22 protein-coding genes are annotated in these 23,319 nt (G+C 61.3%); 5 read left to right on the plus strand and 17 right to left on the minus strand.

Annotation, left to right across the window (positions count from 1 at the left end; genetic code table 11):
* Positions 1–11: 11 nt before the first annotated feature.
* Positions 12–536, minus strand: coding sequence for a YceD family protein (locus ACW4DH_RS15005; RefSeq protein ID WP_459637211.1), 525 nt, complete (start codon positions 534–536; stop codon positions 12–14).
* 119 nt (positions 537–655) lie between these two features.
* Here ACW4DH_RS15005 and ACW4DH_RS15010 point away from each other — a divergent pair, with 119 nt between their 5' ends.
* Positions 656–1,252 (plus strand): Maf family protein, encoded by a 597-nt coding sequence (locus ACW4DH_RS15010; protein ID WP_459637212.1) that lies wholly within the window; start codon positions 656–658, stop codon positions 1,250–1,252.
* 49 nt (positions 1,253–1,301) lie between these two features.
* Here ACW4DH_RS15010 and sppA read toward each other — a convergent pair whose 3' ends face one another.
* From sppA to ACW4DH_RS15025, 3 genes are all read right to left on the minus strand, one after another.
* The gene (sppA, locus tag ACW4DH_RS15015; protein WP_459637213.1) at positions 1,302–2,387 is read right to left on the minus strand and encodes a signal peptide peptidase SppA; all 1,086 of its coding nucleotides are present in this window, start codon (positions 2,385–2,387) and stop codon (positions 1,302–1,304) included.
* A 44-nt stretch (positions 2,388–2,431) separates the two neighbouring features.
* Positions 2,432–3,082 (minus strand): HAD-IA family hydrolase, encoded by a 651-nt coding sequence (locus ACW4DH_RS15020; RefSeq protein WP_459637214.1) that lies wholly within the window; start codon positions 3,080–3,082, stop codon positions 2,432–2,434.
* A 61-nt stretch (positions 3,083–3,143) separates the two neighbouring features.
* Complete coding sequence (locus tag ACW4DH_RS15025) at positions 3,144–4,091, minus strand: RluA family pseudouridine synthase (protein WP_459637215.1); 948 nt, start codon at positions 4,089–4,091, stop codon at positions 3,144–3,146.
* 659 nt (positions 4,092–4,750) lie between these two features.
* On the opposite strand from ACW4DH_RS15025, the gene rne reads away from it, so the two are divergent.
* Positions 4,751–7,924 (plus strand): ribonuclease E, encoded by a 3,174-nt coding sequence (rne, locus tag ACW4DH_RS15030; RefSeq protein WP_459637216.1) that lies wholly within the window; start codon positions 4,751–4,753, stop codon positions 7,922–7,924.
* A gap of 128 nt (positions 7,925–8,052) precedes the next feature.
* Here the strand turns inward: rne and murB are convergent, their stop codons facing one another.
* From murB to ACW4DH_RS15075, 9 genes are all read right to left on the minus strand, one after another.
* Positions 8,053–9,063, minus strand: a complete 1,011-nt coding sequence (gene murB, locus ACW4DH_RS15035; protein WP_459637217.1) for a UDP-N-acetylmuramate dehydrogenase — start codon at positions 9,061–9,063, stop codon at positions 8,053–8,055.
* Positions 9,050–9,544 (minus strand): low molecular weight protein-tyrosine-phosphatase, encoded by a 495-nt coding sequence (locus ACW4DH_RS15040; RefSeq protein ID WP_459637218.1) that lies wholly within the window; start codon positions 9,542–9,544, stop codon positions 9,050–9,052. The genes murB and ACW4DH_RS15040 overlap by 14 nt, the downstream gene beginning before the upstream one ends.
* A 28-nt stretch (positions 9,545–9,572) precedes the next feature.
* Entirely contained in the window at positions 9,573–10,334 is a 762-nt protein-coding gene (gene kdsB, locus ACW4DH_RS15045) for a 3-deoxy-manno-octulosonate cytidylyltransferase (protein ID WP_459637219.1), read from the minus strand.
* A gap of 2 nt (positions 10,335–10,336) precedes the next feature.
* The gene (locus tag ACW4DH_RS15050; RefSeq protein WP_459637220.1) at positions 10,337–10,522 is read right to left on the minus strand and encodes a Trm112 family protein; all 186 of its coding nucleotides are present in this window, start codon (positions 10,520–10,522) and stop codon (positions 10,337–10,339) included.
* Positions 10,523–10,536: 14 nt separating this feature from the next.
* Positions 10,537–11,529 carry a tetraacyldisaccharide 4'-kinase gene (gene lpxK / locus ACW4DH_RS15055; RefSeq protein ID WP_459637221.1) on the minus strand — a complete coding sequence of 331 codons (993 nt, stop codon included), beginning with the start codon at positions 11,527–11,529 and terminating at the stop codon, positions 10,537–10,539.
* Positions 11,526–13,265 (minus strand): lipid A export permease/ATP-binding protein MsbA, encoded by a 1,740-nt coding sequence (msbA, locus tag ACW4DH_RS15060; protein ID WP_459637222.1) that lies wholly within the window; start codon positions 13,263–13,265, stop codon positions 11,526–11,528. The genes lpxK and msbA overlap by 4 nt, the downstream gene beginning before the upstream one ends.
* The gene (locus tag ACW4DH_RS15065) at positions 13,262–13,696 is read right to left on the minus strand and encodes an ExbD/TolR family protein (protein ID WP_459637223.1); all 435 of its coding nucleotides are present in this window, start codon (positions 13,694–13,696) and stop codon (positions 13,262–13,264) included. Before ACW4DH_RS15065 ends, msbA begins: the two co-directional genes overlap by 4 nt.
* On the minus strand, positions 13,693–14,340 hold the full coding sequence (locus ACW4DH_RS15070; RefSeq protein ID WP_459637224.1) for a MotA/TolQ/ExbB proton channel family protein: 648 nt from the start codon (positions 14,338–14,340) through the stop codon (positions 13,693–13,695). The genes ACW4DH_RS15065 and ACW4DH_RS15070 overlap by 4 nt, the downstream gene beginning before the upstream one ends.
* A gap of 73 nt (positions 14,341–14,413) precedes the next feature.
* Entirely contained in the window at positions 14,414–16,786 is a 2,373-nt protein-coding gene (locus ACW4DH_RS15075; protein WP_459637225.1) for a DNA internalization-related competence protein ComEC/Rec2, read from the minus strand.
* Positions 16,787–16,871: 85 nt separating this feature from the next.
* Between ACW4DH_RS15075 and ACW4DH_RS15080 the strand changes: the two genes are divergently transcribed.
* Positions 16,872–17,402 carry a DUF2062 domain-containing protein gene (locus ACW4DH_RS15080; RefSeq protein ID WP_459637226.1) on the plus strand — a complete coding sequence of 177 codons (531 nt, stop codon included), beginning with the start codon at positions 16,872–16,874 and terminating at the stop codon, positions 17,400–17,402.
* A 7-nt stretch (positions 17,403–17,409) separates the two neighbouring features.
* On the opposite strand, the gene ACW4DH_RS15085 is transcribed toward ACW4DH_RS15080, so the two are convergent.
* Complete coding sequence (locus ACW4DH_RS15085) at positions 17,410–18,099, minus strand: ABC transporter ATP-binding protein (RefSeq protein WP_459637227.1); 690 nt, start codon at positions 18,097–18,099, stop codon at positions 17,410–17,412.
* Between the two features lie 10 nt (positions 18,100–18,109).
* On the minus strand, positions 18,110–19,351 hold the full coding sequence (locus ACW4DH_RS15090) for a lipoprotein-releasing ABC transporter permease subunit (RefSeq protein ID WP_459637228.1): 1,242 nt from the start codon (positions 19,349–19,351) through the stop codon (positions 18,110–18,112).
* Positions 19,352–19,513: 162 nt separating this feature from the next.
* Between ACW4DH_RS15090 and ACW4DH_RS15095 the strand changes: the two genes are divergently transcribed.
* On the plus strand, positions 19,514–20,584 hold the full coding sequence (locus ACW4DH_RS15095; RefSeq protein WP_459637229.1) for an agmatine deiminase family protein: 1,071 nt from the start codon (positions 19,514–19,516) through the stop codon (positions 20,582–20,584).
* Position 20,585: 1 nt separating this feature from the next.
* Entirely contained in the window at positions 20,586–21,488 is a 903-nt protein-coding gene (locus ACW4DH_RS15100) for a carbon-nitrogen hydrolase (protein WP_459637230.1), read from the plus strand.
* A 34-nt stretch (positions 21,489–21,522) separates the two neighbouring features.
* Here the strand turns inward: ACW4DH_RS15100 and ACW4DH_RS15105 are convergent, their stop codons facing one another.
* Positions 21,523–21,804: a YrhK family protein gene (locus ACW4DH_RS15105; RefSeq protein WP_459637231.1), complete on the minus strand. Its 282-nt coding sequence runs from the start codon at positions 21,802–21,804 to the stop codon at positions 21,523–21,525.
* A gap of 66 nt (positions 21,805–21,870) precedes the next feature.
* Positions 21,871–23,262, minus strand: a complete 1,392-nt coding sequence (gene sthA, locus ACW4DH_RS15110) for a Si-specific NAD(P)(+) transhydrogenase (protein ID WP_459637232.1) — start codon at positions 23,260–23,262, stop codon at positions 21,871–21,873.
* Positions 23,263–23,319: the final 57 nt, after the last annotated feature.

Here is a 23,319-nt window from a genome sequence, read left to right on the forward strand (position 1 = left end):
TCAACAAAGATTCAGTTTTTACCTTTCAACGTACGCAGTACGCTGAAGGGGTTTTCGGGGCGCTCATCCGGCACTTCGGGATCAGCACTGGTCAGCTGCTCTCGAGAGACGGCGCATTCTGCCTCGTCGTGGTAAATCACCTGCGGCACACTGAGGATGAGTTCATCTTCAATCACCGGCAGAAGATTCAGCTGCTCGTTTTCCACCAGTACCGGCTCGTAATCTCCCGGCAATTCGGCCGCCAGGGCATCACTGGTGACCACTCCCAGCAGGAAGCGGCTTTCCAGCGTCACCGGTATCGGCTCCAGGCAACGGCGACAGGGAACCTGCACCCTTGCCATCAGCTCGCCATCGATGAAGCGCCGTCCGTGGGCATCGACACCGAAGCCCAGACGCACCTCACAGTCGCCTTGCTGCTCACCGATTTCTTCACCGAGACGCGACATCTTCTCGAGAGACATAAGCCCTTCGAGTTGCTCGTGATTGGCGGCGAGCTTGTAGGGCTCGACCAGATTGGGAAGTCGTGTGGTTAACATAGGCGCGCAATGATAGGGATTCCCTAGAGTTCTGTCAAAATACTTACGGAGGACAGCCCTGTATAATGCAAGTTCACGCTATGCCACATTTTACCCCCTCACCCCGTCAAGGAGAGATCATGTCGCGCCTGGTACTTGCTTCCGGCTCACGCTGGCGTCGTCAGCTGCTCGACCGGCTCGAGCTACCTTATACTTGGGTCAGTCCCGACATTGATGAAACGCCACGCTCAGGCGAACCTCCTGAGGCTCTGGTACAGCGTCTGGCCCTGTCCAAGGCGCAAAAGGTCGCGGTCGATCATCCCCGCCAGTTGATCATCGGCTCCGACCAAGTGGCGGTATACGACAACGCCATACTCGGCAAGCCGGGCAACGTGAGCCGGGCACAAGCCCAGCTGAGACGCTTTTCGGGACAACGGGTAAGCTTCGTTACCGGCCTGGCGCTGATCGATACCGCTCACGGCTGGCAACGGATCTGCCATGAAACCTATGATGTCGTGTTTCGTCGGTTGAGCGAGGCGGAAATCGTGGCCTATGTGACACGCGAGCAGCCGCTGGATAGCGCCGGCAGCTTCCGCATGGAGGGACTAGGTATCACCCTGTTCGAGCGTCTCGAAGGCAAGGATCCCAACACATTGGTCGGCCTGCCGCTCATCCGCCTATGCGCCCTGCTGCGCGAGGCGGGGCTGGACCCGCTGCTCGATGGCGCAGCCGCGTGATGCCCCGGCGCCGGCGTATCGCCACCGGCCTGGGGGCCATGAGATCGGTTCAGGGCAGCTGGTAGCGCAGCGGCGAGGAGACCGAGGGTACCCCCAGCCACTCGGCGGCGACGCGGCCGAACTGCCGTGACAACCGCTCGAAGGGATCGAGACCCGGCGTATAGTCACGCAACCGCACCTCGCCGACCAGCTCGCGGGATACATCATCGACGCTTTTCAAACCATCGATGAGCCCCAGGCCCAGCGATTGCTCACCGGTCCAGACCAATCCCGAGAATAGCCGAGGATCGTCTTGCAGACGCTCCCCCCGCCCGGCTTTGACGGCCTCGATAAACTGCCGGTGCGTACTGTCCAGTACCTCCTGCCAGAAACGACGCTGGTCGGGAGAGATCGATGAGAAAGGGTCCAGAAACGCCTTGTTCTCACCCGCGGTGAAGACGCGGCGCTCGACGCCCAGCCGGTTGATGGCCTCTTGCAAGCCGAACCCCGAATAGATCACGCCGATCGATCCCACCAGACTGGAGGGCGCGGCATAAATCTCGTCGGCCGCCGCGGCGATATAGTAGGCGCCGCTGGCCCCGATGTCCTCGATCACCGCGATGATCGGCTTGTCGCCCAGCGATTCCAGTCGGCGAACCTCATCGTAGACACGCTGCGACTGTACCGGACTGCCCCCCGGACTGTTGATATGCAGCACCACCGCCCGCGTCGCCGGGCTTTTCCACGCCTCGCGCAGCCCTTCGATCACCCTTTCGGCACTGGCCTCGCCTTCGGCATCGATCACCCCTCGCACGTCGACTACGCCCAGATGCGTCTCGGTCGGCGGCGTATCGATATCGTCGACAAACAAAGTGTAAAAGGTGGTCAGCAGCGAAGCCAGCAACAGCAAGGCGAACAGAAACCGAAAAAACAGCTTCCAACGCCGGCTGCGGCGCTGCTCCGTCAACACCCCGCCGATCCAGCGGTCCATCATCTCAAGCTGGGCAAGACGCTGCTTCTCGCGCAACGTTTCGGCATCGTCCGACGTCTCGCGGGCATTCTCCAAGGACGCCTTGTCCTGCATACGACGCTGCGCCTCTTCCTGACTCAGTTGGGGGCCCTGGGTCCAGTCATCATGCTGCTTATCATCGCTCATCGGTATCGCTCAGTATCGATTCATTCGAGTATGACCTGGCGGCGTCATTCATGCAGCCAGTCGATCAGTGACGGAAACTCATTCACGGTCAGCACAGGCGCAGAGCGCGCAAGCCGCTCGACAGCATGCACGCCATAAGTGACGGCAACACGATCCATGCCCAAGGCACGCGCCATTTCCATATCATATTCGGTGTCTCCCACCATCAATGCCTCGCTGACATCGACCCCGGTCTCGGCCAGCAACTCCTGCAGCATGCGCGGATGAGGTTTCGATAGCGTTTCGTCGGCGGTACGGCTGGCATGGAACCACGCCCGGCACGCTGCCGTATCGAAGACACGCTCCAATCCACGCCGACTCTTGCCGGTGGCTACGGCGAGACGGACCTGGGGATTGTTACGCAGTTGATCGATGCCCCTCTCGACCCCCTCGAAGAAGCGCATCGGCTGCTGATCGGCAGCCACGAAATGGTGCGAGTAACGTTCACGCATTGCTACAGCCTGTGCCCGGGATATCTGCGGACAGAGCTTGGCGATGGCCTCGGGCAAGCCCAGCCCGATGATGTCTCTGACCTGCTCGCGCTCCAGCGTCGGCCAGCCCACATCTCTGGCCGCCGCCTGCATACAGGCGACTATCCGGGCCTCGGAGTCCATCAGCGTGCCATCCCAGTCGAAGATCACCAGCCGGTAACGCATGCACTCTCCTAGTCAAAACAATAATTCACGGTGGTGCCAGCCAGGCTCCGTCGTCGCACACTTAGCGCTGTTCGCGGGCCCGTGCCAGTACGCCTTCCAAGGCTTCGCCAAGGGGCGCCTTGATATGCACCGGACGTCCGCTGCGCGGCTCGGGAAAGGTCAACGACACCGCATGCAGAAACAACCGATCGAGACCCAGCTTCTGTGCCAGGCGCTCGCCTTCACGACTGCCGTATTTGTCGTCGCCCAGCAAAGGGCAACCGGCATGCGCCGCATGCACCCGGATCTGATGCGTTCTGCCGGTAATCGGCTCGGCCTCGACCAGAGTGGCATTGGGAAAAGTCTCGCGCACGGCAAAGAGCGTCCGTGAGACCTTGCCTTCCGCATCCACGCGCACCCGACGCTCGCCATTGCCCGCTTCGAAACGGTCCAGCCGTGCGCTGACATATTCCCGCTTGGCGGGCCAGCGCCCCTGCACCAGCGCCAGATACTGCTTATCCATCTGGCGATCTTTCAGTGCCGTATTAAGTGTCAACAGCGCCTCGCGCGACTTGGCCAGCAGCAGACATCCCGAAGTATCGCGATCGAGCCGATGCACCAATTCCAGAAAGTCGAGATCGTCGCGCACTTGGCGCAATGCCTCGATCAGGCCGATCTTGACGCCACTGCCACCATGCACGGCAAGTCCCGACGGCTTGTTGATGACCAACCAGTCCGGCCCTTCGACCAGCACGCTGCCGGCCAGCACATTACGCAAATTGTCACTGACTTCGCGCACCGCCGCTTCCGGAGCTAGGCGCAGCGGAGGAATGCGCACCAGATCCCCCTCCACCAGGCGGTAATCCACCTTGACACGCTTCTTGTTGACCCGCACTTCCCCCTTACGCACGATGCGGTAGATCAGCGCCTTGGGCGCCCCCTTGAGACGTGTACGCAGGAAATTGTCGATGCGCTGCCCGACATGCCCTTCCCCTACCTCGACCCACTGAACGTCGCGGCCTTCGGCCATGCGCGCTCTCTCCTTACGCTAAACAGTCAATGAACGGCCCCACCGGACCGCGAAACAGGCGCCATTCTATCGCACTGCGGCACCATTGACGCCAATTGCTGGTCAAACGCTTTACTGTTATATTCCGGACTCGCTCAAATGGGCTTGAAATGTCCATTGGTCGCGCCTGCACGACAGACACGCAGGCCCGAGCGACGAACAAAACGATCACGGCAACGCTGCAGACCGCAGCATTACCAGAAAGTGATCGAGATGATCGAAAAGTTTGCAACATCATGCCCGGAACCGGGGAGGATGCCTCGCCCACGATAAAGGGATCACGAGCCATTCAACCGCCACGGGGAAAGTCAACACCGTGCCGGAGGCCGGCGTCGCCGAACCGACGCAGCCAGGTGTCTGGCGGAAGACCGCAGGACCGGACGGGAAACGATATAGCGCCCGCCGAGACATGTCCTGCCGCCGCCGCGTACTCAACATGATCATGCCGCGTCAGGGAATTGCACGGCCAAAGAAGCTGAAATTTGCCATGTAAGGCCCTACCCCAACCAGGTATCACGACGCATCCACGACATGCACTGAGCACAACACGACAGCAAGCGGTTCGTCGTCGCCGATATTCGAGTCGCCGCCTTACCGGCACGACCATTCAGCGAGACAACATGAAACGGATGCTCATCAACGCGACCCAGCCCGAAGAGCTGCGCGTCGCTCTGGTCGATGGTCAACGCCTTTACGATCTGGATATCGAATCCGGCGCCAGAGAACAGAAAAAAGCCAACATCTATCGCGGGCGCATCACCCGTGTCGAACCCAGCCTCGAAGCCGCCTTCGTGGATTTCGGCGCCGACCGCCACGGTTTCCTGCCGCTCAAGGAGATTTCCCGCGAGTATTTCATCAAGGAAACGTCCGGCCGGCCCAGCATCAAGGAAGTCCTGAAGGAAGGCCAGGAAGTCATCGTTCAGGTCGACAAGGAAGAACGCGGCAACAAGGGCGCGGCCCTGACCACATTCATCAGCCTGGCCGGACGCTTTCTGGTACTGATGCCCAATAACCCGCGCGCGGGCGGCATTTCACGGCGTATCGAGGGCGATGATCGCTCCCAGCTCAAGGAGGCCATGGGCCAGTTGACCCTGCCCGACCGGATGGGCGTCATCGTGCGTACCGCAGGTATCGGTCGTTCCTCCGAAGAACTGCAGTGGGACCTCGATTATCTGGTTCAGGTCTGGGAAGCGATCACCGAAGAAGCCGGCAAGCGTCCGGCGCCCTTCCTCATCTATCGCGAGTCCAACGTCATCATTCGCGCCATGCGCGACTACCTGCGCCAGGATATCGGCGAGGTGCTGATCGACAGTCCCGAAGTTCATCAGGAAGCGCTGGGATTCATTCGGCAGGTCATGCCCTCCTACCAGCAGAAGATCAAGCTGTATACCGATGATGTGCCGCTGTTCTCGCGTTTTCAGATCGAGTCGCAGATCGAGACGGCCTATCAGCGCGAAGTCAAGCTGCCCTCCGGCGGCTCTATCGTCATCGACCACACCGAAGCCCTGGTCTCCATCGATATCAACTCGGCACGTGCGACACGCGGCAGCGATATCGAGGAAACCGCTTTGCAGACCAACCTGGAAGCGGCCGACGAAGTGGCCCGTCAGTTGCGTCTGCGCGATATCGGTGGGCTGGTGGTGATCGATTTCATCGACATGACACCGGCCAAGAACCAGCGTGACGTCGAGAACCAGGTGCGTGACGCGCTGAAGCTGGACCGCGCCCGGGTTCAGATCGGTCGCATCTCGCGCTTTGGCCTGATGGAAATGTCACGCCAGCGTCTGCGCCCCTCATTGGGAGAAACCAGCGGCGTGGTCTGCCCGCGCTGCGACGGGCAAGGCACGATCCGTGATGTGCGCTCCATGTCGCTGTCCATCATGCGCTTGATCGAAGAAGAGTCCATGAAGGAGCGCAGCGCGCAAATCCGTGCCATTCTGCCGGTGCCTGTGGCCACCTATCTGCTCAATGAAAAACGTAGCGTGCTTGCCGAAATAGAACGGCGTCAGGGGGTGCAGGTCATACTCCTGCCCAGCCCCGAAATGGATACGCCGCATTACGATGTTCAGCGTCTGCGCGACGATCATGTCGAAGAGGATGAAGAAACCAAATCCAGCTTCGAACTCCCCACCGACACCGAAGTGGGCAAGGAACCGGACCCGAATTTCGAAAAGCCGCCCCTGCGCACTGAGGCCGCGGTAAAGTCCGTGGCGCACACCGCCCCGGCACCGGACTCACTGCGTCAGGAACAAGCACCGGCCGCCCCGGCGGCACAGCCGGCCGCCATGCAGCAACATGCCGGCTTCCTGTCGCGGATGTTCAAGGGTCTCAACAAACTGTTGGGCAGTGAAGAAACGCCGCCCCCGACCGTTAAGCCAGCCGATACTGGGCGCAGTGAACCGCGCGATCAAAGCGCCCAGCGGCCCACGTCTGGACGCGGGAGTAGCAGCGAGGCGCCTTCCAGCGAGGAGCGCAACAACAATCGCAGCGAAGCCAGCAACGGGCGTGGCAACCGGCGCCGGCGCAGTGAGGGTCGGGATGAAAACCGTCCGGCTCGCAACGCCCGTCAGGACAATACCCGTCAGGACAACGCTCGTGCGGATAACGCTCGCCAGGAGTCCAAGGCTACCGAGTCGCGTGACGAGAATCGTCCGCCACGTGGCGACAATAAGTCCAACGGTAGAAACAAGCCTCGCGACAACAAGGGGCGTGACGAGGAGCCGAAAGCCAGCCAGGAGCCAGCCGAGGCCAAGTCGGAAAAGAGCGCAGCGGATGCCAAACCCAAACGCGCGCGTAACAACCCGCGTCAGCGCAGCCGCCAACAGGCCCTCAACCCACAGGCTGTCGCCGAACAGGAGCGCTTGCAAGCCCAGGCGGTCAGCAGCGAAGCTGCAACCGGTGAAGCGCAAGCGTCCAAGGCCGACGCAACAGTGCCGCAATCTCAACAGGCGGACAGCAACGTAGCGCCTGCCAAGCCCGAGCCAGTCAGAACCGATGAGACTCAGTCTGCGGCCAGCAAGCCCAAGGGTGCCGAGAAAGCGTCGCCCAAGCCCAAGACACCTCAATCGGAAGCTCCCGAAGCCGAGGTGCCCGAAGCGGACCTTGAAGCCGACTTGGCGGAACTGGAGGCGCCCAAGCGCAATACATCTCGGCCGAAATCCACCCAGCCAGAGCAGCCCAAGGCGGACGCGCAAGAGTCTGAAGGTGTTGCGTCTCAGCCCACCCAGCCTCAGAAGCCGGCCGAGCCTGCGCCTGCGCCTGCGCCTGCCAAGGCAGTTGAGGAAGCAAAACCCGAGCAGAAAATGCTGGGCGGCCCCAAGCCAGCTGAATCCAAGCCGTCCAAGGCCGAGCCCTTGGAATCCGAACTGCCCAAGGCGGACGCGGAGCAGCCGGAGCCAAAGGCCCCGCAGACGCCCACGGCCGAACCGCTGGAGTCCGAATTGCCCAAGGCGGACACGAAGCAGCCGGAGCCAAAGGCCCCGCAGACGCCCACAGCCGAGCCGCTGGAGCCCGAACTGCCCAAGGCGGACGTGAAGCAGCCGGAGCCAAAGGCCCCGCAGACGCCCAAGGCTGAGCCGCTGGAGCCCGAACTGCCCAAGGCGGATGCGGGGAAACCGGAACAAAAGACGCCGGAAACGCCCAAAGCCGATACGGAGACTGCACCGCAAGTGTCCAAGGCTGAGCCAAATGCGGATGCAGCCATCACCGAAGGGGAACCTCGCCGTCGTCGTCGGGCACATAACGACCCACGGGAAATCCGTCGGCGCCAGCAAACCAGCGACGATAACAGCTAAAGCGCTGTATCTCCGGGCAGCTAACCTGCCCGGAGCATAACAGGTACGGTAAGATAAGATTGAACGACACCCCGAAAGCTGGACGCCAAGCCAACCTTCGGGGTGTTTTTTATGCCGTCAAGAAAGGTTTACGGCGCTGCCAACAACTGTGGCTCGCGTTCCAGAACAACACCAAAATGCTCGAATACCGTACTCGCGACAAGCTCTGCCAAGGCGAGCAGCTCCTCGAGCCGTCCCTGCCCATGATGTACCAACACCAAGGCCTGGCGGTCATGTACACCAAAACAGCCGTCGCGATAGCCCTTGAAACCGCACTGCTCAATCAGCCAGCCTGCGGCCAGCTTGACCCGTCCATCGGCCTGGAGAAAATATGGCATCGCGGGATAACGGGCCAACAATGCGTCGGCCAAGCCACGCTCGATCAAGGGATTCTTGAAGAAACTGCCAGCGTTGCCTAGCACTTTGGGGTCCGGCAGCTTTTCGCGGCGCACGGCACATACAGCCTGGGCGACCTGAAGCGGAACCGGGTGATTTGGCACGCGCTCGTGCAGCGCACCGTAATCGAGCTTCGGCCGGGGCCGGGTGGAAAGGCGCAGTACCAGCTTGGAAATGATCACCTGATTGCTGAGGGAACGTTTGAACACGCTATCGCGGTAACCGAAATCGCACTCGGCGGCCCCCAGCGTCTCCTCGCGGCCATCGAGACGATGCAGCAGATGCACCTCTTCCAGCACATCCGCCAATTCCACGCCATAGGCCCCGATGTTCTGGATCGGGGCCGCCCCGACATGGCCTGGAATCAGGGCCAGATTTTCAGTCCCCCATAACCCCCGTTCGGCCAGCGCCATGACCAGCGCGTGCCAGGATAATCCGGCGTCGGCGTGAACGCGCACTATCCCATTGCTCTCCGGCTCGAGCCGCCATTCGGCGAACGTCGGCTGCACCACCAGACCTGGCAGATGACGCGGCAGGATAAGATTGCTGCCACCGCCGAGCACGCTCAGCGGCCAACCCGACTCCTGAGCCAGGCGCAGCGCCTGGCGCAACTCATCCAGGCTGCGCACCGCAGTGAAATGCTCGGCCGTGCAGGCCAGCCCCAGCGTGTTGGCCCGCGACAGATCGGCTTCAGCGATCTGCATGCACGTCCTCGTGCGCAAGTTTTTGCCGCAGCTCGGCGATCAATCCATCGGCGGCCTCCTCGATCAGGTCCAGCACCAGATCGAAACCCGCCTCGCCGCTGTAATACGGGTCCGGCACACCTTTGTCGCGATAGCCGGCAAAATCGAGAAACAGCCCGACATGAGCCTGACATGCGTCGGGACAGCGCGAACGGATGTACGCCAGATTATCGCTATCCATCGCCAACAGGTAATCGAACCGCGAGAAGTCGGCTGTCGATAATTGCCGCGCCCGAAGCGCCTCGATAGACACATCACGCTTGGCAGCCGCCGCCACGGCACGCTCATCAGGCGCCTCGCCGACATGCCAGTTCCCCGTCCCGCAGGAATCGATTTCGACGAGACCGGAGAGCCCGGCCTCGACCACACGTTCACGCAACACCCCCTCCGCCGTTGGGGAGCGGCATATATTGCCCAGGCAGACAAACAACACACGTATCATCGTCACCTCTCACTAGCGCAAGACAACGTCATGCGGCACTCAATAACTGACGCACCCGTTCAAGATCCTCGGGCGTGTCCACGCCAGCCGGATGAGGCGCCGCCGCCACGGCCACCTGAATGCGATGACCATGGTGCAGAGCACGTAACTGTTCGAGCTGTTCGAGCTGTTCAAGAGGTGACGGCACCCAGCGGACATAATCGGCGAGAAAACCGGCGCGGTAGGCGTACAAGCCGATATGACGCAGCCAACCGTCGGTCTCCAAAAGCTCGGGACGCACCGAGAAATGCTCGCGATCCCAGGGAATGGGGGCGCGCGAAAAATATAGTGCACGTCCGCGTAAGTCACGCACCACCTTGACCACATTGGGGTTGAACAGAGCGTCTACCTGCGTAATGGGCTCAGCCAGCGTCGCAATGGAAGCCTCGCGGTCCTCGTGCAGGCATTGCGCGACCTGATCCATCAGTTGCGAGGGCAGCAGCGGCTCGTCTCCCTGCACATTGACCACTAACGTCTCGGCAGACAAGCCCAGCAGAGCTGTCACCTCGGCCAGGCGATCCGTCCCCGAGGGGTGGTCGCTGCGCGTCATGACGACTTCAGCACCCAGTGGTGCGAGCGCCGCCTCGATACGCGCATCATCGGTAGCCACCACAACCCGGCTTGCGCCACTGCCACGGGCGCGTTCCCAGACATGCGCCACCATCGGCTTGCCGGCGATATCCAGCAACGGCTTGCCGGGCAACCGGCTGGACGCATAACGTGCCGGAATCACGACCACGTAGTCGCTCATGTTCACGAACCCAGCTTTTCGTCGGCATCCATGATCCGCGCCTCGCTTTCCAGCATTACCGGAATATCGTCCTGCACGGGGTACGCCAGCCCGTCATACAGACACTTCAGTTCGCCACGCTCACGGTCGTACTTGAGCTTGCCCTGACAGCGAGGGCAGACCAGCATCGCCAGCAGTTCCTTGTCCATGTCCATTGCCTACCTCATTTGAATGTATCGAGTCGTTTGCGCAGCCAATCGATAAAGGCTTGATCGGGTTGGGCCTCAATATCCAGTGCCCAGCAGCGCTCATTGGCGAAATGCAGGCATTTCACGGCATCCTTTGCCGTCATTACCACCGGCAGGTTATCAGCGAACTTGAGGTCTTCCGCATTGAAGCGGTGATGATCCGCCAGTGGCCACGGCTCATGTTCCACCCCCAGCGCATCCAGTGTCGCAAAGAAGCGCTGGGGATGACCGATCCCCGCCAGGGCATGCACGCGTCCGCCGAAAGGCCTTGCGGATACCGGATAGCACACGCCGTCGATCAAATGCCGCCAATGTAGCGGTGCCAGTTGCATGCCGAACCCCGGCGTCTCCCCCAGGGAAAACGCCAGCCGGCCGCCGTTGCTCATAACGGCATCCACCTCCGCCAGCCGCGACAGCGGCTCCCGCAGAGGTCCGGCAGGCAGGCAGCGCCCATTGCCAACGCCACGTGCGCCATCCACCACCACCAATTCGATATCCCGGCCCAGCGCCAGGTGTTGAAGGCCGTCATCGGAGAGCAGGATGTCGCAGCCCGCCGCCACCAGTTTGCGTGCCGCTCGAGGTCGATCGGGATCGACGGCGACCGGCACCCCCGTCTGCTGGGCCAACATGACCGGCTCGTCACCCGCCTGCGCCACCGGCGTGGTGGGATCCACATATAACGGATAGCGCGGTGCGTGCCCTCCGTACCCTCGCGACACGATACCCGGTCGCCAGCCCTGCTCGACCAGCCAGCGGCTCAACCAGGCCACCAAGGGAGATTTCCCCGTGCCGCCTACGGTGATGTTGCCCACCACGATCACCGGCACCGGTGCCTTCCATACTTTCGCGCTATTGCGCCGGTAGTGGCAACGGCGCACCGCGACAGCCTGCCGGTAAAGACTTTCAAGCGGCCTTAACAGCTTGAGCCACGACGCATCCGTGTACCATGCCTCGGTCAGCCGGCTCATGCCTGCTCCTGGAATTGCAGTTGATAAAGGGCTGCATAGGCACCGTCTCGAGCCAGCAGCTCGGCATGCGAGCCACTTTCGATGAGCTGCCCCTGGTCCAGGACTACGATGCGATCGGCGCGCTCGATGGTGGACAGACGGTGCGCGATCACGAAGGTGGTACGGTCGCGGCACACTTTCTCCAGAGCTTTCTGGATGTAGCGTTCCGATTCGGTATCCAACGCCGAAGTCGCCTCGTCGAGGATCAATATCGGCGCATCCTTGAAAATCGCCCGGGCAATGGCCAGACGCTGTCGCTGGCCTCCGGAGAGCATCACGCCATTATCGCCAATCAATGTGTCGTAACCTTGAGGCAAGCGCTCGATGAATTCATGAGCATAGGCCGAGCGGGCCGCCGCCTCGACATCCTCATGCCTGGCGTCAGGCACACCGTAAGCGATATTCTGCCCGATAGTGGTATTGAACAGAGTGACTTGCTGCGAAACCAGAGCGATCTGCTGGCGTAGCGGCGAGAGCCGATAGTCGTCGAGCGCCACTCCGTCGATCAGCACCCGCCCCGCCGTAGCGTGGTAGAAGCGCGGCAGCATCCCCATCAGGGTCGACTTACCGCTACCCGAACGTCCTACGATGGCGATCATTTCGCCGGGTGCCACCTCCAGGTCGATCCCCTTGAGCACTTCCGGCTGATCAGGCCCATAGGCAAAATGCACTCCCTCAAAGCGTACTTGGCCTTTTAGCCGCTCGGATACGACATGCCCGTTATCGGCTTCCTGAGGCTCTTCAAGCAGCCCGAACAGTTCCTGGGATGCGGCCAGTCCTTTCTGAATTTCGCCGTTGATTTCGGTGAGCTGCTTGATCGGCTTGGCCATCAGCGAGGCCGCAGTGATAAACGCCACGAACTCACCCGCCGTCATGTCGGCCATCAGCTCCGGCGCCATGGCCAGCCACACCAATCCGGCCAGCGCCACGGCTACCAGCAGCTGAATCACCGGAGTACTGACGGCCTTGGTCAACGCCTCCTTCATGCTCTGCTCGCGGTTACTGTTGCTGGCCTTGGCGAAGCGACGCTGTTCATACTCCTCGGCGCCATGGGTCCGCACCACCCGGTAGCCCGACAGCGCCTCGGACGCGACATGCGTCACATCGCCCATGGAGTTCTGGATACGCCGGGAAATACGCCGAAAGCGCTTACTGGCGACACTGACCACCGCGCCGATCAATGGCGTGACCGCCAGGAACACTAGCGTCAACAACCAGTTGGTCCATAACAGATATGAAATCAACCCCAGCACGAACAGGCCTTCGCGCAGCACGATGGTGATCGCCTTGGTTGCGGCACCCGTCACCTGCTCCACGTGATAGGTTACCCGCGAGATCAGATGCCCGCTGGAGTGGGCATCGAAGAATTTTCCCGGCAGATGCAGCATGTGATCGAACACGTTGCAACGCAGCGCGTGAACTACGTTGCGCGCTACGTTGCTCATGCAATAGGTGCCGAGGAACGTGCCCACCCCGCGGGCGGTAAACATGCCAATGACAAACAGGGGAAGGAACAGACGAAATGCGGCATCGGGATTCTGAATACCGTCTATCAGCCGCTTCATCATTTCCGCCAGCGCGGTGCTCGACGCTGCATAAATCCCATAGCCGACGACGGCGGCGGCAAAAGATTTCCAATGCGGCTTCACGTAGCCGAGCAAACGGCGATAAAGGGACCAGCTGGATGCTTGACTCACGGTGTCTCCACTTGCGCGGGTGTCTCGTTACCCTGCCGGGTACTGATGCGAACATGCTGAATGCCGAGTGCCGCCGCCGCATCCAGCGCCGCCACGACGTCGGCATGCGCAGCGCGGCCATCGGCGGCAATTACCAGCCCCCGCTCTCGCGCCAGATCGGCGTGTGGCGCCAGCGCCTCGCGGAGGGCGGCTTGCGATGCCAACGGCTCGTCGTCGAGGCGATAGTCACCCTCGGCATCGATCGTCAGTACCAGCGGCTCGGGCGTTGATGCCGAGGCCCCCTGGGAGGCCTGCGGCAGCTCCAGCTCAAGCGCTTGGCGTGTTTCGAAGGTGGTGGAAACCATGAAGAAGATCAACAGCAGGAAGACGACGTCGATCAACGGCGTCAGATTGACCTCCACCGGCTCGCGCTGCCTGCGGGGAAACCTCATGATGCCGACTCCCGACCTCCATGCCGTTCCGCCAGCGTCAGGTCTCCATGGTGATGGGCCAGGAATTCGACGACCTGTCCGGCTTGCTCCTCCATACGCACGGTAATGTCCTCGACCCGACGCTGAAAATAGCGGTGAAACATCAATGCCGGGATCGCTACGCTCAACCCTGCCGCCGTCGTCACCAGTGCCTGTGAAATGCCACCGGCAAGCTCAGCGGTACGTTCCGCACCTCCCGCTTGCACGATTACCGAGAACACATCAATCATGCCGACTACCGTGCCCAGGAGTCCCAGCAACGGTGCTATGGCGGCAATCGTGCCCAACGGACTCAAGAAACGCTCCATGTCATGAATTACCGCGGTGGCGGATTCTTGAAGCCGGGCGCGCACCTGCTCGTTTCCCAGCCGCGCATTGCGCAACCCGGCCGCAAGCACTGCCCCCAGCGGCGACTGGCTTTCCAGCCAATACAGGTTGACCTGCCCCTGTTGAATCAGTTCGCATACCTGCTGCCCCAACCCCTGCGGCGCGATACGTCTGGCGCGCAGTGTCCATAACCGTTCGATGATGATGGCCACCGCCACCAGCGAACAGCCCAGCAGCGGCAGTGTCAGGATGCCGCCGGTCATCAGGAAATCGAGCACGGCCTTCCTCCAGGTTCAATGTTATCGCCTTGCATGGGCCACCTCGCACTCCGTCAGTGGGCATGCAAGGGCTTCAACCGCGGGATTCTACCCCAACGCATCGGCCTTCGACACCGGATGGCGGCCTTCGTGCCTTCGGAGCGGAGTTTGACTGACCCAGCGTAAACCGCAGCGCTCCATCATAGGCCGTGTCCCAGAGACAGGCATGTGCGGCACGAAAGCGGCGCACGACCTCAGCATGCGGATGGCCGTATCGATTGTCACGCCCAGCGCTGAAGACCACGTTTACGGGCGCCATGGCCTTAACGAAGCTTACCGAGGAACTGGTACGACTACCGTGATGCCCTGCCACCAGCACACTCAATGGTCCGCTGAGCTGTTTTACCAGCCGAGCTTCGATCGCCGTGCCGGCATCGCCGGTAATCAAGGCCCGCTCGTTGCCGGCGTCCACCAGCAACACGCAGGAACCGTCATTACTCGACAAGGCCGTATCGCCTGCCTGGGGAGATAGAAAGCGATACTCGATACCATCGCGACGCCAATGCACGCCCGCCTCGCAGGGGGTAAACTTCACCTCGAGCGCCTCCCTGCGCGGCGCCCACCACTGCCCCACATGGTGATGCTCGACAAGCGCCCCGATGCCCCCGGCATGATCCTGATCCCCGTGGCTGACGATCACGTCGTCAAAGTCCTGCGGCGAGGCCCACAAACTATCCAGCACCATAAATCCCGAGCCGAAGCGTGGTCCGGTATCGAACAGCAGACGATAGTGGGCGCTGCGCAGCTCTATCAGTTGCCCTTGGCCCACGTCATGCACGATCATCTCGACGCTTCCCGCATTCGGCACGGGCGGCTCGACGACCCACAATAGAAGCGTCAGGCTCACGCTGCCCCAGATTCGCAGGCCATTCGTCAACCCCGGCAGGCTCCATAGCAGCCCGAGGCTCCCCAGCCCCAGCGTCAAGGGCATGAGCTGCCAGGCATCAGGCGACCAAGCCGGCAACAGCGCCGCAGACCACACCAACACGCCATGCACGAAAGCGGCCAGCCAGGCAAACAGCCACCAGCAGGCCATCGACAGCGGTGCTAGCCAGGCCAGTCCCCACCCCAACAATCCCAGAGGCACCATCACGCTGCTGACCAGTGGCACCACCATAAGGTTGACGAGCGGGGCGACCGGCGCCAAACGCCCGAAGGCCAGCAGCACGGCCGCCGCCATGAGCGGAGCCAACAGCAGCTGCGTCCTGCATAAGGCCCATAACCAGCCTTTGGGCCCCTTGGGGCGCTCACGTCCGTCCCAAGCCAGGATCAATACCGCCACGGCCATGAAGGACAACCAGAACCCCGGACGCCAAGGCGCCAAAGGATCCACGACCACTACGCATCCCAGCGCTAGCCACCAGGCTTGCCAGGCCCCTGGAGCATGACGACCGCTGGCGACCCAGAGTCCCACCAGCGTCATCAGCATTGCCCGCATCGCAGGAGGATCGAGCCCCGCCAGCCAGGCGTAGGCTGCCGCCGACATGCCTGCCAGCCACCAGGGCCATGTCGCCAGCCGCCAACTGCCTGGCGCCAACAGGCGTGCCATCCGCCGGCTCAACCAAAGCATCAATGCCGCCACCAAGCCAATGTGCAACCCGGAAATGACCATGAGATGGGTGGTGCCGGTGGCATTGAACAGGTCCCAATCGTCCCGCGTCAGCCGCTCCGACGCCCCCAGCGTCAGCGCCGCCAGCCAGCGCCCGGCAAGAGGCGGCAGATCCTTGGCATCGAGATACGCCAATGCCGAATGGCGCCAGGTGGAGGGAGCCGGTGTCAGCCGGCGAGGGGCGGGCGAAGCGCGAACATAGCCGGTGGCATGCACCCCCTCGCGCCACAGCCAGGCCTGATAATCAAAGGTATGCGCATTGGCGAAGCCGGTCGGCGGCCGCAGCCGGGCAGTCAACGCCCAGCGCTCGCCCACCTGCAAGGCGGGTCCGTCATACCAGGAAAGGCGGACCTGCCCGAGGCGACTACACGCCGGCAATAAAGCCTCGAGCGGAGAGCAGCTTTCCACCGACAAGCGCAGACGAACCAGGGCGTCCTGGACATCCACCTCGAGAAGCCGGCCCTGCAAGGCAACGTCCTGGCGCGACAGTCCCAGGGGCAATACCGCACTGCGCTCGGCCAGCACCTGCGCGGCGCACACGGCAAACACCACTAGTGCCGTTGCCACACGCGGGCGGCGCCAGGCCAGCGACAGGCATAACGCCAGCGCCCATACCTGGGCCGCGGCGGCGAGTCCCACCTCCACCTCATGCCAGTCGAATCCCGCCCAACGCCCGAGAACACTGCCGGCGATGGCAGCGATAGCCATTGGACAGGCCCAGCCCATGCGCATCTGCTTGCTCTCCCAGCCGGGGCCGCCTACCCGCCCTTGACAGACAATCGAGTTCCACGACGACAAGCGGAGTCTCGACGCGGATGACAGCCATAGCAGTCATCCGCGCTTGTATGGATAATGGCCCGACCACCATGAAGCGAACGGGTCCATGCCTCGCCGACTGCTCCAGCGCTACATGCCTCACCCCGAATCGCTGCAGCGCAGAAAATCTCTGCGCTTCATGCGGCATTTGATCGGCAACCCGTCCCTATGGGTCCTGTCACGACGCACTGTCGGCAACGCTTTTATGGTCGGGCTGTTCTGTGCCCTGCTGCCGCTTCCCTTCCAGATGGTGCTCGCCGCGAGCGGCGCCTGGCTGCTGCGTTGCAACCTGCCAATTGCCGTCAGTCTGGTGTGGCTGACCAACCCCCTGACCATGCCGGTGATCTTTTACTGCAATTACCGGATCGGCACCTGGCTGCTGAATACGCCGGCCCGGCACATGCCGGAGCGGCTATCCACACAATGGGTCGCCGAACGCATGGCCGAAATCATGCCGCCACTGATGTTGGGCTCGTTGGTCGTCGCCATCGTCGTGGCGCTTGTCAGCAATATGCTCATTCGCCTGCTGTGGCGCTGGCATGTGGCGCGCAGCTGGCGGCGGCGTCCTCGCAAGCGCCGTCCGTCCCCCCTTTCCTGATCGGAACTCAGGCGGGGGACAGCCGCCCCTGGTCCAGCTTGAGCACCCGATCCTGATGAGCCGCCAACGCCGGATCGTGGGTCACCACGACGAACGCGCAGGCACTGGCCGCAGCCAACTCATCCATCAATGCCAGAATATGGCTGGCAGTCGCCTGATCGAGGTTGCCGGTGGGTTCGTCCATCAGCATCAGACTCGGGTCGGTGACCAGCGCACGAGCGATGGCGACGCGCTGGCGCTCTCCGCCGGAAAGCTCGCCCGGCTTGTGCGCGCCCCGGTCCGCCATGCCGACCCGCTCGAGAATCTCGCGTGCCCTCGCCTCGGCAACCTTGCGTGACTGGCCGCGAATCATCAGCGGCAGCGCCGAGTTCTCCAACGCCGTGAATTCGGCCAGCAGGTGATGAAACTGGTATACGAACCCGATGTTGCGGTTACGAAAGCGCCCCAGATCCGCATCGTTCAGCCCTGACAGGGACTGCCCGGCGATGTGCACGCTGCCGGCACTGGGATGATCGAGCCCGCCCAGCAAATTCAGCAGTGTGGTCTTGCCGGAACCGGAGCTGCCCACCACGGCCACCCGCTCTCCCGCGCGCACTTCGAGGTCCAGATCGTGCAATACGGTCAGATCCTGGGGGCCTTCGCGATAGATGCGGGTCAGCCCCCGGCATTGCAGCATGATGTCACTGGTTGCGGTCATCGCGACGCCCTCACTCATAACGCAATACTTCGGCTGGCTGGATGCGAGCCGCACGCCAGGCCGGGTACAGGGTGGATAGAAATGTCAGCACGAAAGCCGAGGTGACGATGACGCTCACATCGCTCCACTCCAGCCGCGACGGTAGGTAGCTGATGAAATAGACACTGGGGTCCAGGAACTGCAAACCCGTCAACGCCTCGAACCAGCCAATCAGGTCGGCCACCGTCAGCGCCAGGATGATGCCCAGGATAACGCCCATTAGAATGCCAATAATGCCTATTGCCAGTCCTTGCACGATGAAAATGCCCATGATCGAGCCCGGCGTGGCGCCGATGGTACGCAGGATAGCGATATCGGCATGCTTGTCGGTGACTACCATGACCAGGGTCGAGACGATATTGAACGCCGCGACGGCGACGATAACCATCAACAGCAGCCCGATCATGCGTTTTTCCATCTGGATCGCTTGGAATAGGTTGCCCTGGGTGTAAGTCCAGTCGATGCCACGATATCCCATGCCCAGCTCATTGACGATGTCGCGAGTCACGGTATGTGCCTGAAACAGATCGTCCAGTTCCAGACGCAAGCCCTCGACCGCATCGCCCAGTCGCGCCAGGGTCTGCATGTCCTGGATGTTGGCATAGGCTAGATTGGCATCGAGCTCGGCGCCGACTTTGAAAATTCCGCTGACCGTAAAGCGCTTAAGGCGTGGGAACACGCCCGCCGGCGTGATTGAGGCCTCGGGCACCAACAAGGTGACGCGATCCCCGACCCCGACACCGAGATTGCGCGCCAGGAGTTCGCCGAGCACGATATTCCAATCGCCCGGCGCCAACTCGTCGAGACTGCCGCTTTGCATGTGTTCATCGATGATCGAAACATCGCGCTCGTACTCGGGGTTGATACCATTGACCAGCGCACCCTCGCTGCGCCCGGACATGGTCAGCATGCCCTGTTGCTGCACGTAAGGAGCCGCGCCGATAACATGTTCGTGCTGCTTCAATCGCTCCGCCAACCGCGGCCAGTCGGTTAACCCTCCCGGCGCCTCGATGCGCGTATGCGGCACCATGCCCAGCACGCGGGTGCGCAGCTCGTGATCGAAGCCATTCATGACCGAGAGTACCAGAATCAATACCGCCACGCCGAGCGTCAGGCCCAGCATGGAGGTCAGGGAAATGAAGGAGATGAAATGGTTGCGTCGCTTTGCCCGCACATAGCGCAGGCCAATCAGAAAGGGTATACGATCCAGCATCGAGGGCAATTCCTTGTCGACAAGCGCCCCATGGTACGGCTTTTTATATCCGCCTGCACCGCTCAAACCCAACGGAACTTGTGACAACGACAAAAGCCTGTATTAAGCGCTTGCATCCCGCGCGCCTGGCACTACAATGCCGCCGGCCGCATGGAGACCACAATGACCCAACGCCTGCTTCCCGAATGGCATCCGCAGGATGCGATTCAACTGACTTGGCCCACGCCCGAAAGCGATTGGGCTTCGACGCTCGAGCGCATCGAAGCGACACTTGAGACACTGGTCATCATTATCAGCCGCTACCAGCGCGTGCTGGTCAGCGTGCCCGATGCCGCCACGCGACAACGTCTGATGGAGCGTTTTACCCATCTGGGCGTGGATCCGGCGCGCCTGTTGCTGATAGAAGTGCCGGCGGACGATACCTGGACGCGCGATCATGGGCCGATCGGCATCGAGCGCAACGGTGTCATCGTGCTTCTCGATTATGTCTTTACCGGCTGGGGCGGCAAGTTCGAGGCCTCACGCGACAATGCCTTGAATCAACGCCTCGCCAGGGAGGGCATCTTCAAGGCTACGCTGGAGCCACGCGAACTGGTGCTGGAAGGCGGCGCTATCGAGACTGACGGTGAGGGTACGCTGCTGGTTACCGAGGCCTGCCTGCTCAACCCCAATCGCAATCCGACGCTGGACCGCCAGGCCATCGAGGCCCAACTGAAAGAGGACTTCGGCATTCAACGTTTTCTGTGGCTTAAACACGGCCACCTCGAAGGCGACGATACCGACAGTCATATCGATACTCTGGCGCGATTCTGCGACCCGCAGACCATTGCCTATGTCCGCTGCGATGATGAACGGGATGCACATTACCCCGCCCTGGCGGCCATGGAGCATGAACTAAAAGCCCTGCGCCAGGTCAATGGAGCGCCCTATCGTCTGATTCCACTGCCCTGGCCGAAGCCCTGCTTCGATCCGGATGATGGTCACCGGTTACCGGCCACCTATGCCAATTTCCTGATTATCAACGGCGCCGTATTGGTCCCGATTTATGGCGACGGTACCGACACCCAGGCGCTTTCGAGACTCGCCGAGGCCTTTCCCGGCTACGATATCGTGCCCCTCGACTGTCGTAGCGTGATTCGTCAACATGGCAGCTTGCACTGCCTTACCATGCAGTTACCGCGAGGCTCGCTCTCCGACTCCCTCGCCTCTTCTTTCGTCAATGAGGACAAGTGACATGACGGATACCCTCAAGGTCGGACTGGTACAGCAGCAGGCCTGGCCCGACAAGGCCAGAAGCCTTGCTGAAAGCGAAGCCGGCATTCGCGAGCTTGCCGCCAAGGGCGCCGAGCTGGTGCTGCTTCAGGAACTGCACGCGACCCAATATTTCTGTCAGACCGAAGACGTCGATGTCTTCGATCTCGCCGAGCCGTTGGACGGCCCGACCACCCAGCGCCTGGCAAGTCTGGCGGAAGAGCTGGATATCGTCATCGTCGGCTCGATTTTCGAGCGGCGTGCTGCGGGTGTGTATCACAATACCGCCGTGGTGCTCGATCGCGCCAAGGGGCGTGTCGGCGCCTACCGCAAGATGCATATCCCCGACGATCCGGGCTTCTATGAGAAATTCTACTTTACCCCGGGCGAGGCCGATGCCACCCAGGGCTTCGAACCCATCGACACCTCGGTAGGTCGCCTGGGTGTACTGGTCTGCTGGGACCAGTGGTATCCGGAAGCCGCACGCCTGATGGCGCTGGCCGGCGCCGAGCTGCTGCTCTATCCCACCGCCATCGGCTGGCATCCGCCCGATGACACGCCTGAGAAAGCTCGGCAGAAGGACGCCTGGACGCTGATTCAGCGCTCGCATGGCGTCGCTAACGGTCTGCCGGTGCTCGTCGCCAACCGTGTCGGTTTCGAGGAGGACCCCAGCCGAGTCAGCGAAGGCATTCACTTCTGGGGCGGCAGCTTCATCTGTGGCGCCCAGGGTGAGCTGTTGGCGCATGCAGGCACTGACGACAGTGACCGGCTATTCGTCGAACTCGACATGCGTCGAAGCGAAAAAGTGAGGCGTCTATGGCCTTACTTGCGTGACCGCCGTATCGATGCCTACGGTGATCTGACCAAACGTTATCGCGACCGCTGAGATCCATGTCCCGGCCCATCTGGGCCGGGACCGCTTAGAAATCGGAACTGCTGGAAGGCAGGTTCTTCATCTGAATCAGGCGGTGCAGTCGAATCATTGGGCGAATCAACAGCTGTACGCTGCCCAGCAGGAAGAGCCAGACGCCAATCTCCTGTACCGATCCCTTGAAGAAGAAGCAGATACTCCCGATGACGAACCAGATGCCGATCAGCACGTCGTTGGCGATACTCAGCACCTCGTAGCGATGATGAATCACGATTTCATCGTGCCCTAGCGTAATGGTCAGATCCTTGTCTTGACCTTGCTCCTTGCGCATCCCAGCCTCCCTTGAAGGTACATTATTTCTCAGGCACGACTCTTCCTATCGGTTTTCCACTTCCCTTCAGAATAGCCGGTTGAGGCCATTTTGTGTCGCGACACGATAGGCTTCGGCCATGGTCGGGTAATTGAAGGTCGTATTAATAAAGTACTTGAGCGTATTCGCCTCGCCCTTCTGTTGCATGATCGCCTGGCCGATATGGATGATTTCGGAAGCCTGATCGCCGAAACAGTGAATACCGAGTATTTCGAGGGTCTCGCGATGGAAGAGGATCTTCAGCATACCCACGGTATCCCCGGTGATCTGGGCACGTGCGGTATCCTTGAAGAACGCCTGCGCGACTTCGTAGGGCACCTTGGCCTCGGTCAACTCGCGTTCGGTCTTGCCCACGGAGCTGATCTCGGGGATGGTATAAATACCCGTAGGAATATCATCGACGAAGCGAAAGTCCTCCTCGAGCAGATCGGCACTGGCATTACGCCCCTGATCATAAGCGGCACTGGCGAGACTCGGCCAGCCGATAACATCGCCCACCGCATAGATGTGCGAAATGGCGGTCCGGTAGTGCTCATCGACCAGTAGCTGACCCCGTCCGTTCGCCTCCAGGCCCACGTTCTCGAGCCCCAGGCTGTCGGTATTGCCGGTGCGCCCATTGGCCCAGAGAAAAGCGTCGGCACGCAGGCGTTTTCCCGACTTGAGAGAGACTACGACACCCGACTCGTCACCCTCGATCTTCTCGTACTCCTCGTTATGACGGATCAGTACACCGTTGTTGCGTAGATGATAGGACAATGCATCACTGATCTCGTCGTCGAGAAACGACAGCAGACGATCACGAGTATCGATCAGGTCTACCTTGACGCCGAGGCCGGAAAAGATGGAGGCGTATTCGGAGCCGATAACACCCGCCCCGTAAATGATCAACGTACGTGGCGTATGCGATAGCCCCAATATGGTATCCGAGCAATAGATGCGGGGGTGACGAAAATTCACGTCAGCCGGACGATAGGGACGCGAACCCGTGGCAACTACGATTTTCTGGGCACAAAGCTCCTCGACACCCTCATGATTGTCCCGCACGACGACGGTATGCTCATCCTTGAAGCGTGCCACGCCAAAAAACAGGTCGATGCGGTTGCGCGAGTAGAACTTGGTGCGCATCTCGACCTGCTGGTCGATAGTCACGCGTGAGCGTTCGAGCACCCGGGGAAAGGAAAACCAGCGCGGCTCGCCAATATCACGGAACATGCGGTTGGTGTTGAATTGGATAATCTGCTTGACCTGCTGGCGCAAGGCCTTGGAGGGAATGGTCCCCCAATGGGTGGTATTCCCCCCGACTGATGCCTGCTTCTCCACGATCGCCACACGCCTGCCATGCTTGGCCGCATTGATGGCGGCACTCTCTCCCGCCGGACCGGTACCGATCACCACTACATCGTAGTTATATACAGCCATTAGGTTCGCTTGCTCCTTTCATTCCGCTTGTATTGAGCCTGTGCCAAGCTTGTAGGC

It is taken from the genome of Halomonas sp. WWR20, assembly GCF_054602495.1.

Coding starts and splice junctions, on each gene's coding strand:
- ACW4DH_RS15005 (WP_459637211.1), bottom strand. CDS start 536: ATGTTAACCACACGACTTCCCAATCTGGTCGAGCCCTACAAGCTCGCC.
- ACW4DH_RS15010 (WP_459637212.1), top strand. CDS start 656: ATGTCGCGCCTGGTACTTGCTTCCGGCTCACGCTGGCGTCGTCAGCTG.
- sppA (WP_459637213.1), bottom strand. CDS start 2,387: ATGAGCGATGATAAGCAGCATGATGACTGGACCCAGGGCCCCCAACTG.
- ACW4DH_RS15020 (WP_459637214.1), bottom strand. CDS start 3,082: ATGCGTTACCGGCTGGTGATCTTCGACTGGGATGGCACGCTGATGGAC.
- ACW4DH_RS15025 (WP_459637215.1), bottom strand. CDS start 4,091: ATGGCCGAAGGCCGCGACGTTCAGTGGGTCGAGGTAGGGGAAGGGCAT.
- rne (WP_459637216.1), top strand. CDS start 4,751: ATGAAACGGATGCTCATCAACGCGACCCAGCCCGAAGAGCTGCGCGTC.
- murB (WP_459637217.1), bottom strand. CDS start 9,063: ATGCAGATCGCTGAAGCCGATCTGTCGCGGGCCAACACGCTGGGGCTG.
- ACW4DH_RS15040 (WP_459637218.1), bottom strand. CDS start 9,544: ATGATACGTGTGTTGTTTGTCTGCCTGGGCAATATATGCCGCTCCCCA.
- kdsB (WP_459637219.1), bottom strand. CDS start 10,334: ATGAGCGACTACGTGGTCGTGATTCCGGCACGTTATGCGTCCAGCCGG.
- ACW4DH_RS15050 (WP_459637220.1), bottom strand. CDS start 10,522: ATGGACAAGGAACTGCTGGCGATGCTGGTCTGCCCTCGCTGTCAGGGC.
- lpxK (WP_459637221.1), bottom strand. CDS start 11,529: ATGAGCCGGCTGACCGAGGCATGGTACACGGATGCGTCGTGGCTCAAG.
- ACW4DH_RS15065 (WP_459637223.1), bottom strand. CDS start 13,696: ATGAGGTTTCCCCGCAGGCAGCGCGAGCCGGTGGAGGTCAATCTGACG.
- ACW4DH_RS15080 (WP_459637226.1), top strand. CDS start 16,872: ATGCCTCGCCGACTGCTCCAGCGCTACATGCCTCACCCCGAATCGCTG.
- ACW4DH_RS15085 (WP_459637227.1), bottom strand. CDS start 18,099: ATGACCGCAACCAGTGACATCATGCTGCAATGCCGGGGGCTGACCCGC.
- ACW4DH_RS15090 (WP_459637228.1), bottom strand. CDS start 19,351: ATGCTGGATCGTATACCCTTTCTGATTGGCCTGCGCTATGTGCGGGCA.
- ACW4DH_RS15095 (WP_459637229.1), top strand. CDS start 19,514: ATGACCCAACGCCTGCTTCCCGAATGGCATCCGCAGGATGCGATTCAA.
- ACW4DH_RS15100 (WP_459637230.1), top strand. CDS start 20,586: ATGACGGATACCCTCAAGGTCGGACTGGTACAGCAGCAGGCCTGGCCC.
- ACW4DH_RS15105 (WP_459637231.1), bottom strand. CDS start 21,804: ATGCGCAAGGAGCAAGGTCAAGACAAGGATCTGACCATTACGCTAGGG.
- sthA (WP_459637232.1), bottom strand. CDS start 23,262: ATGGCTGTATATAACTACGATGTAGTGGTGATCGGTACCGGTCCGGCG.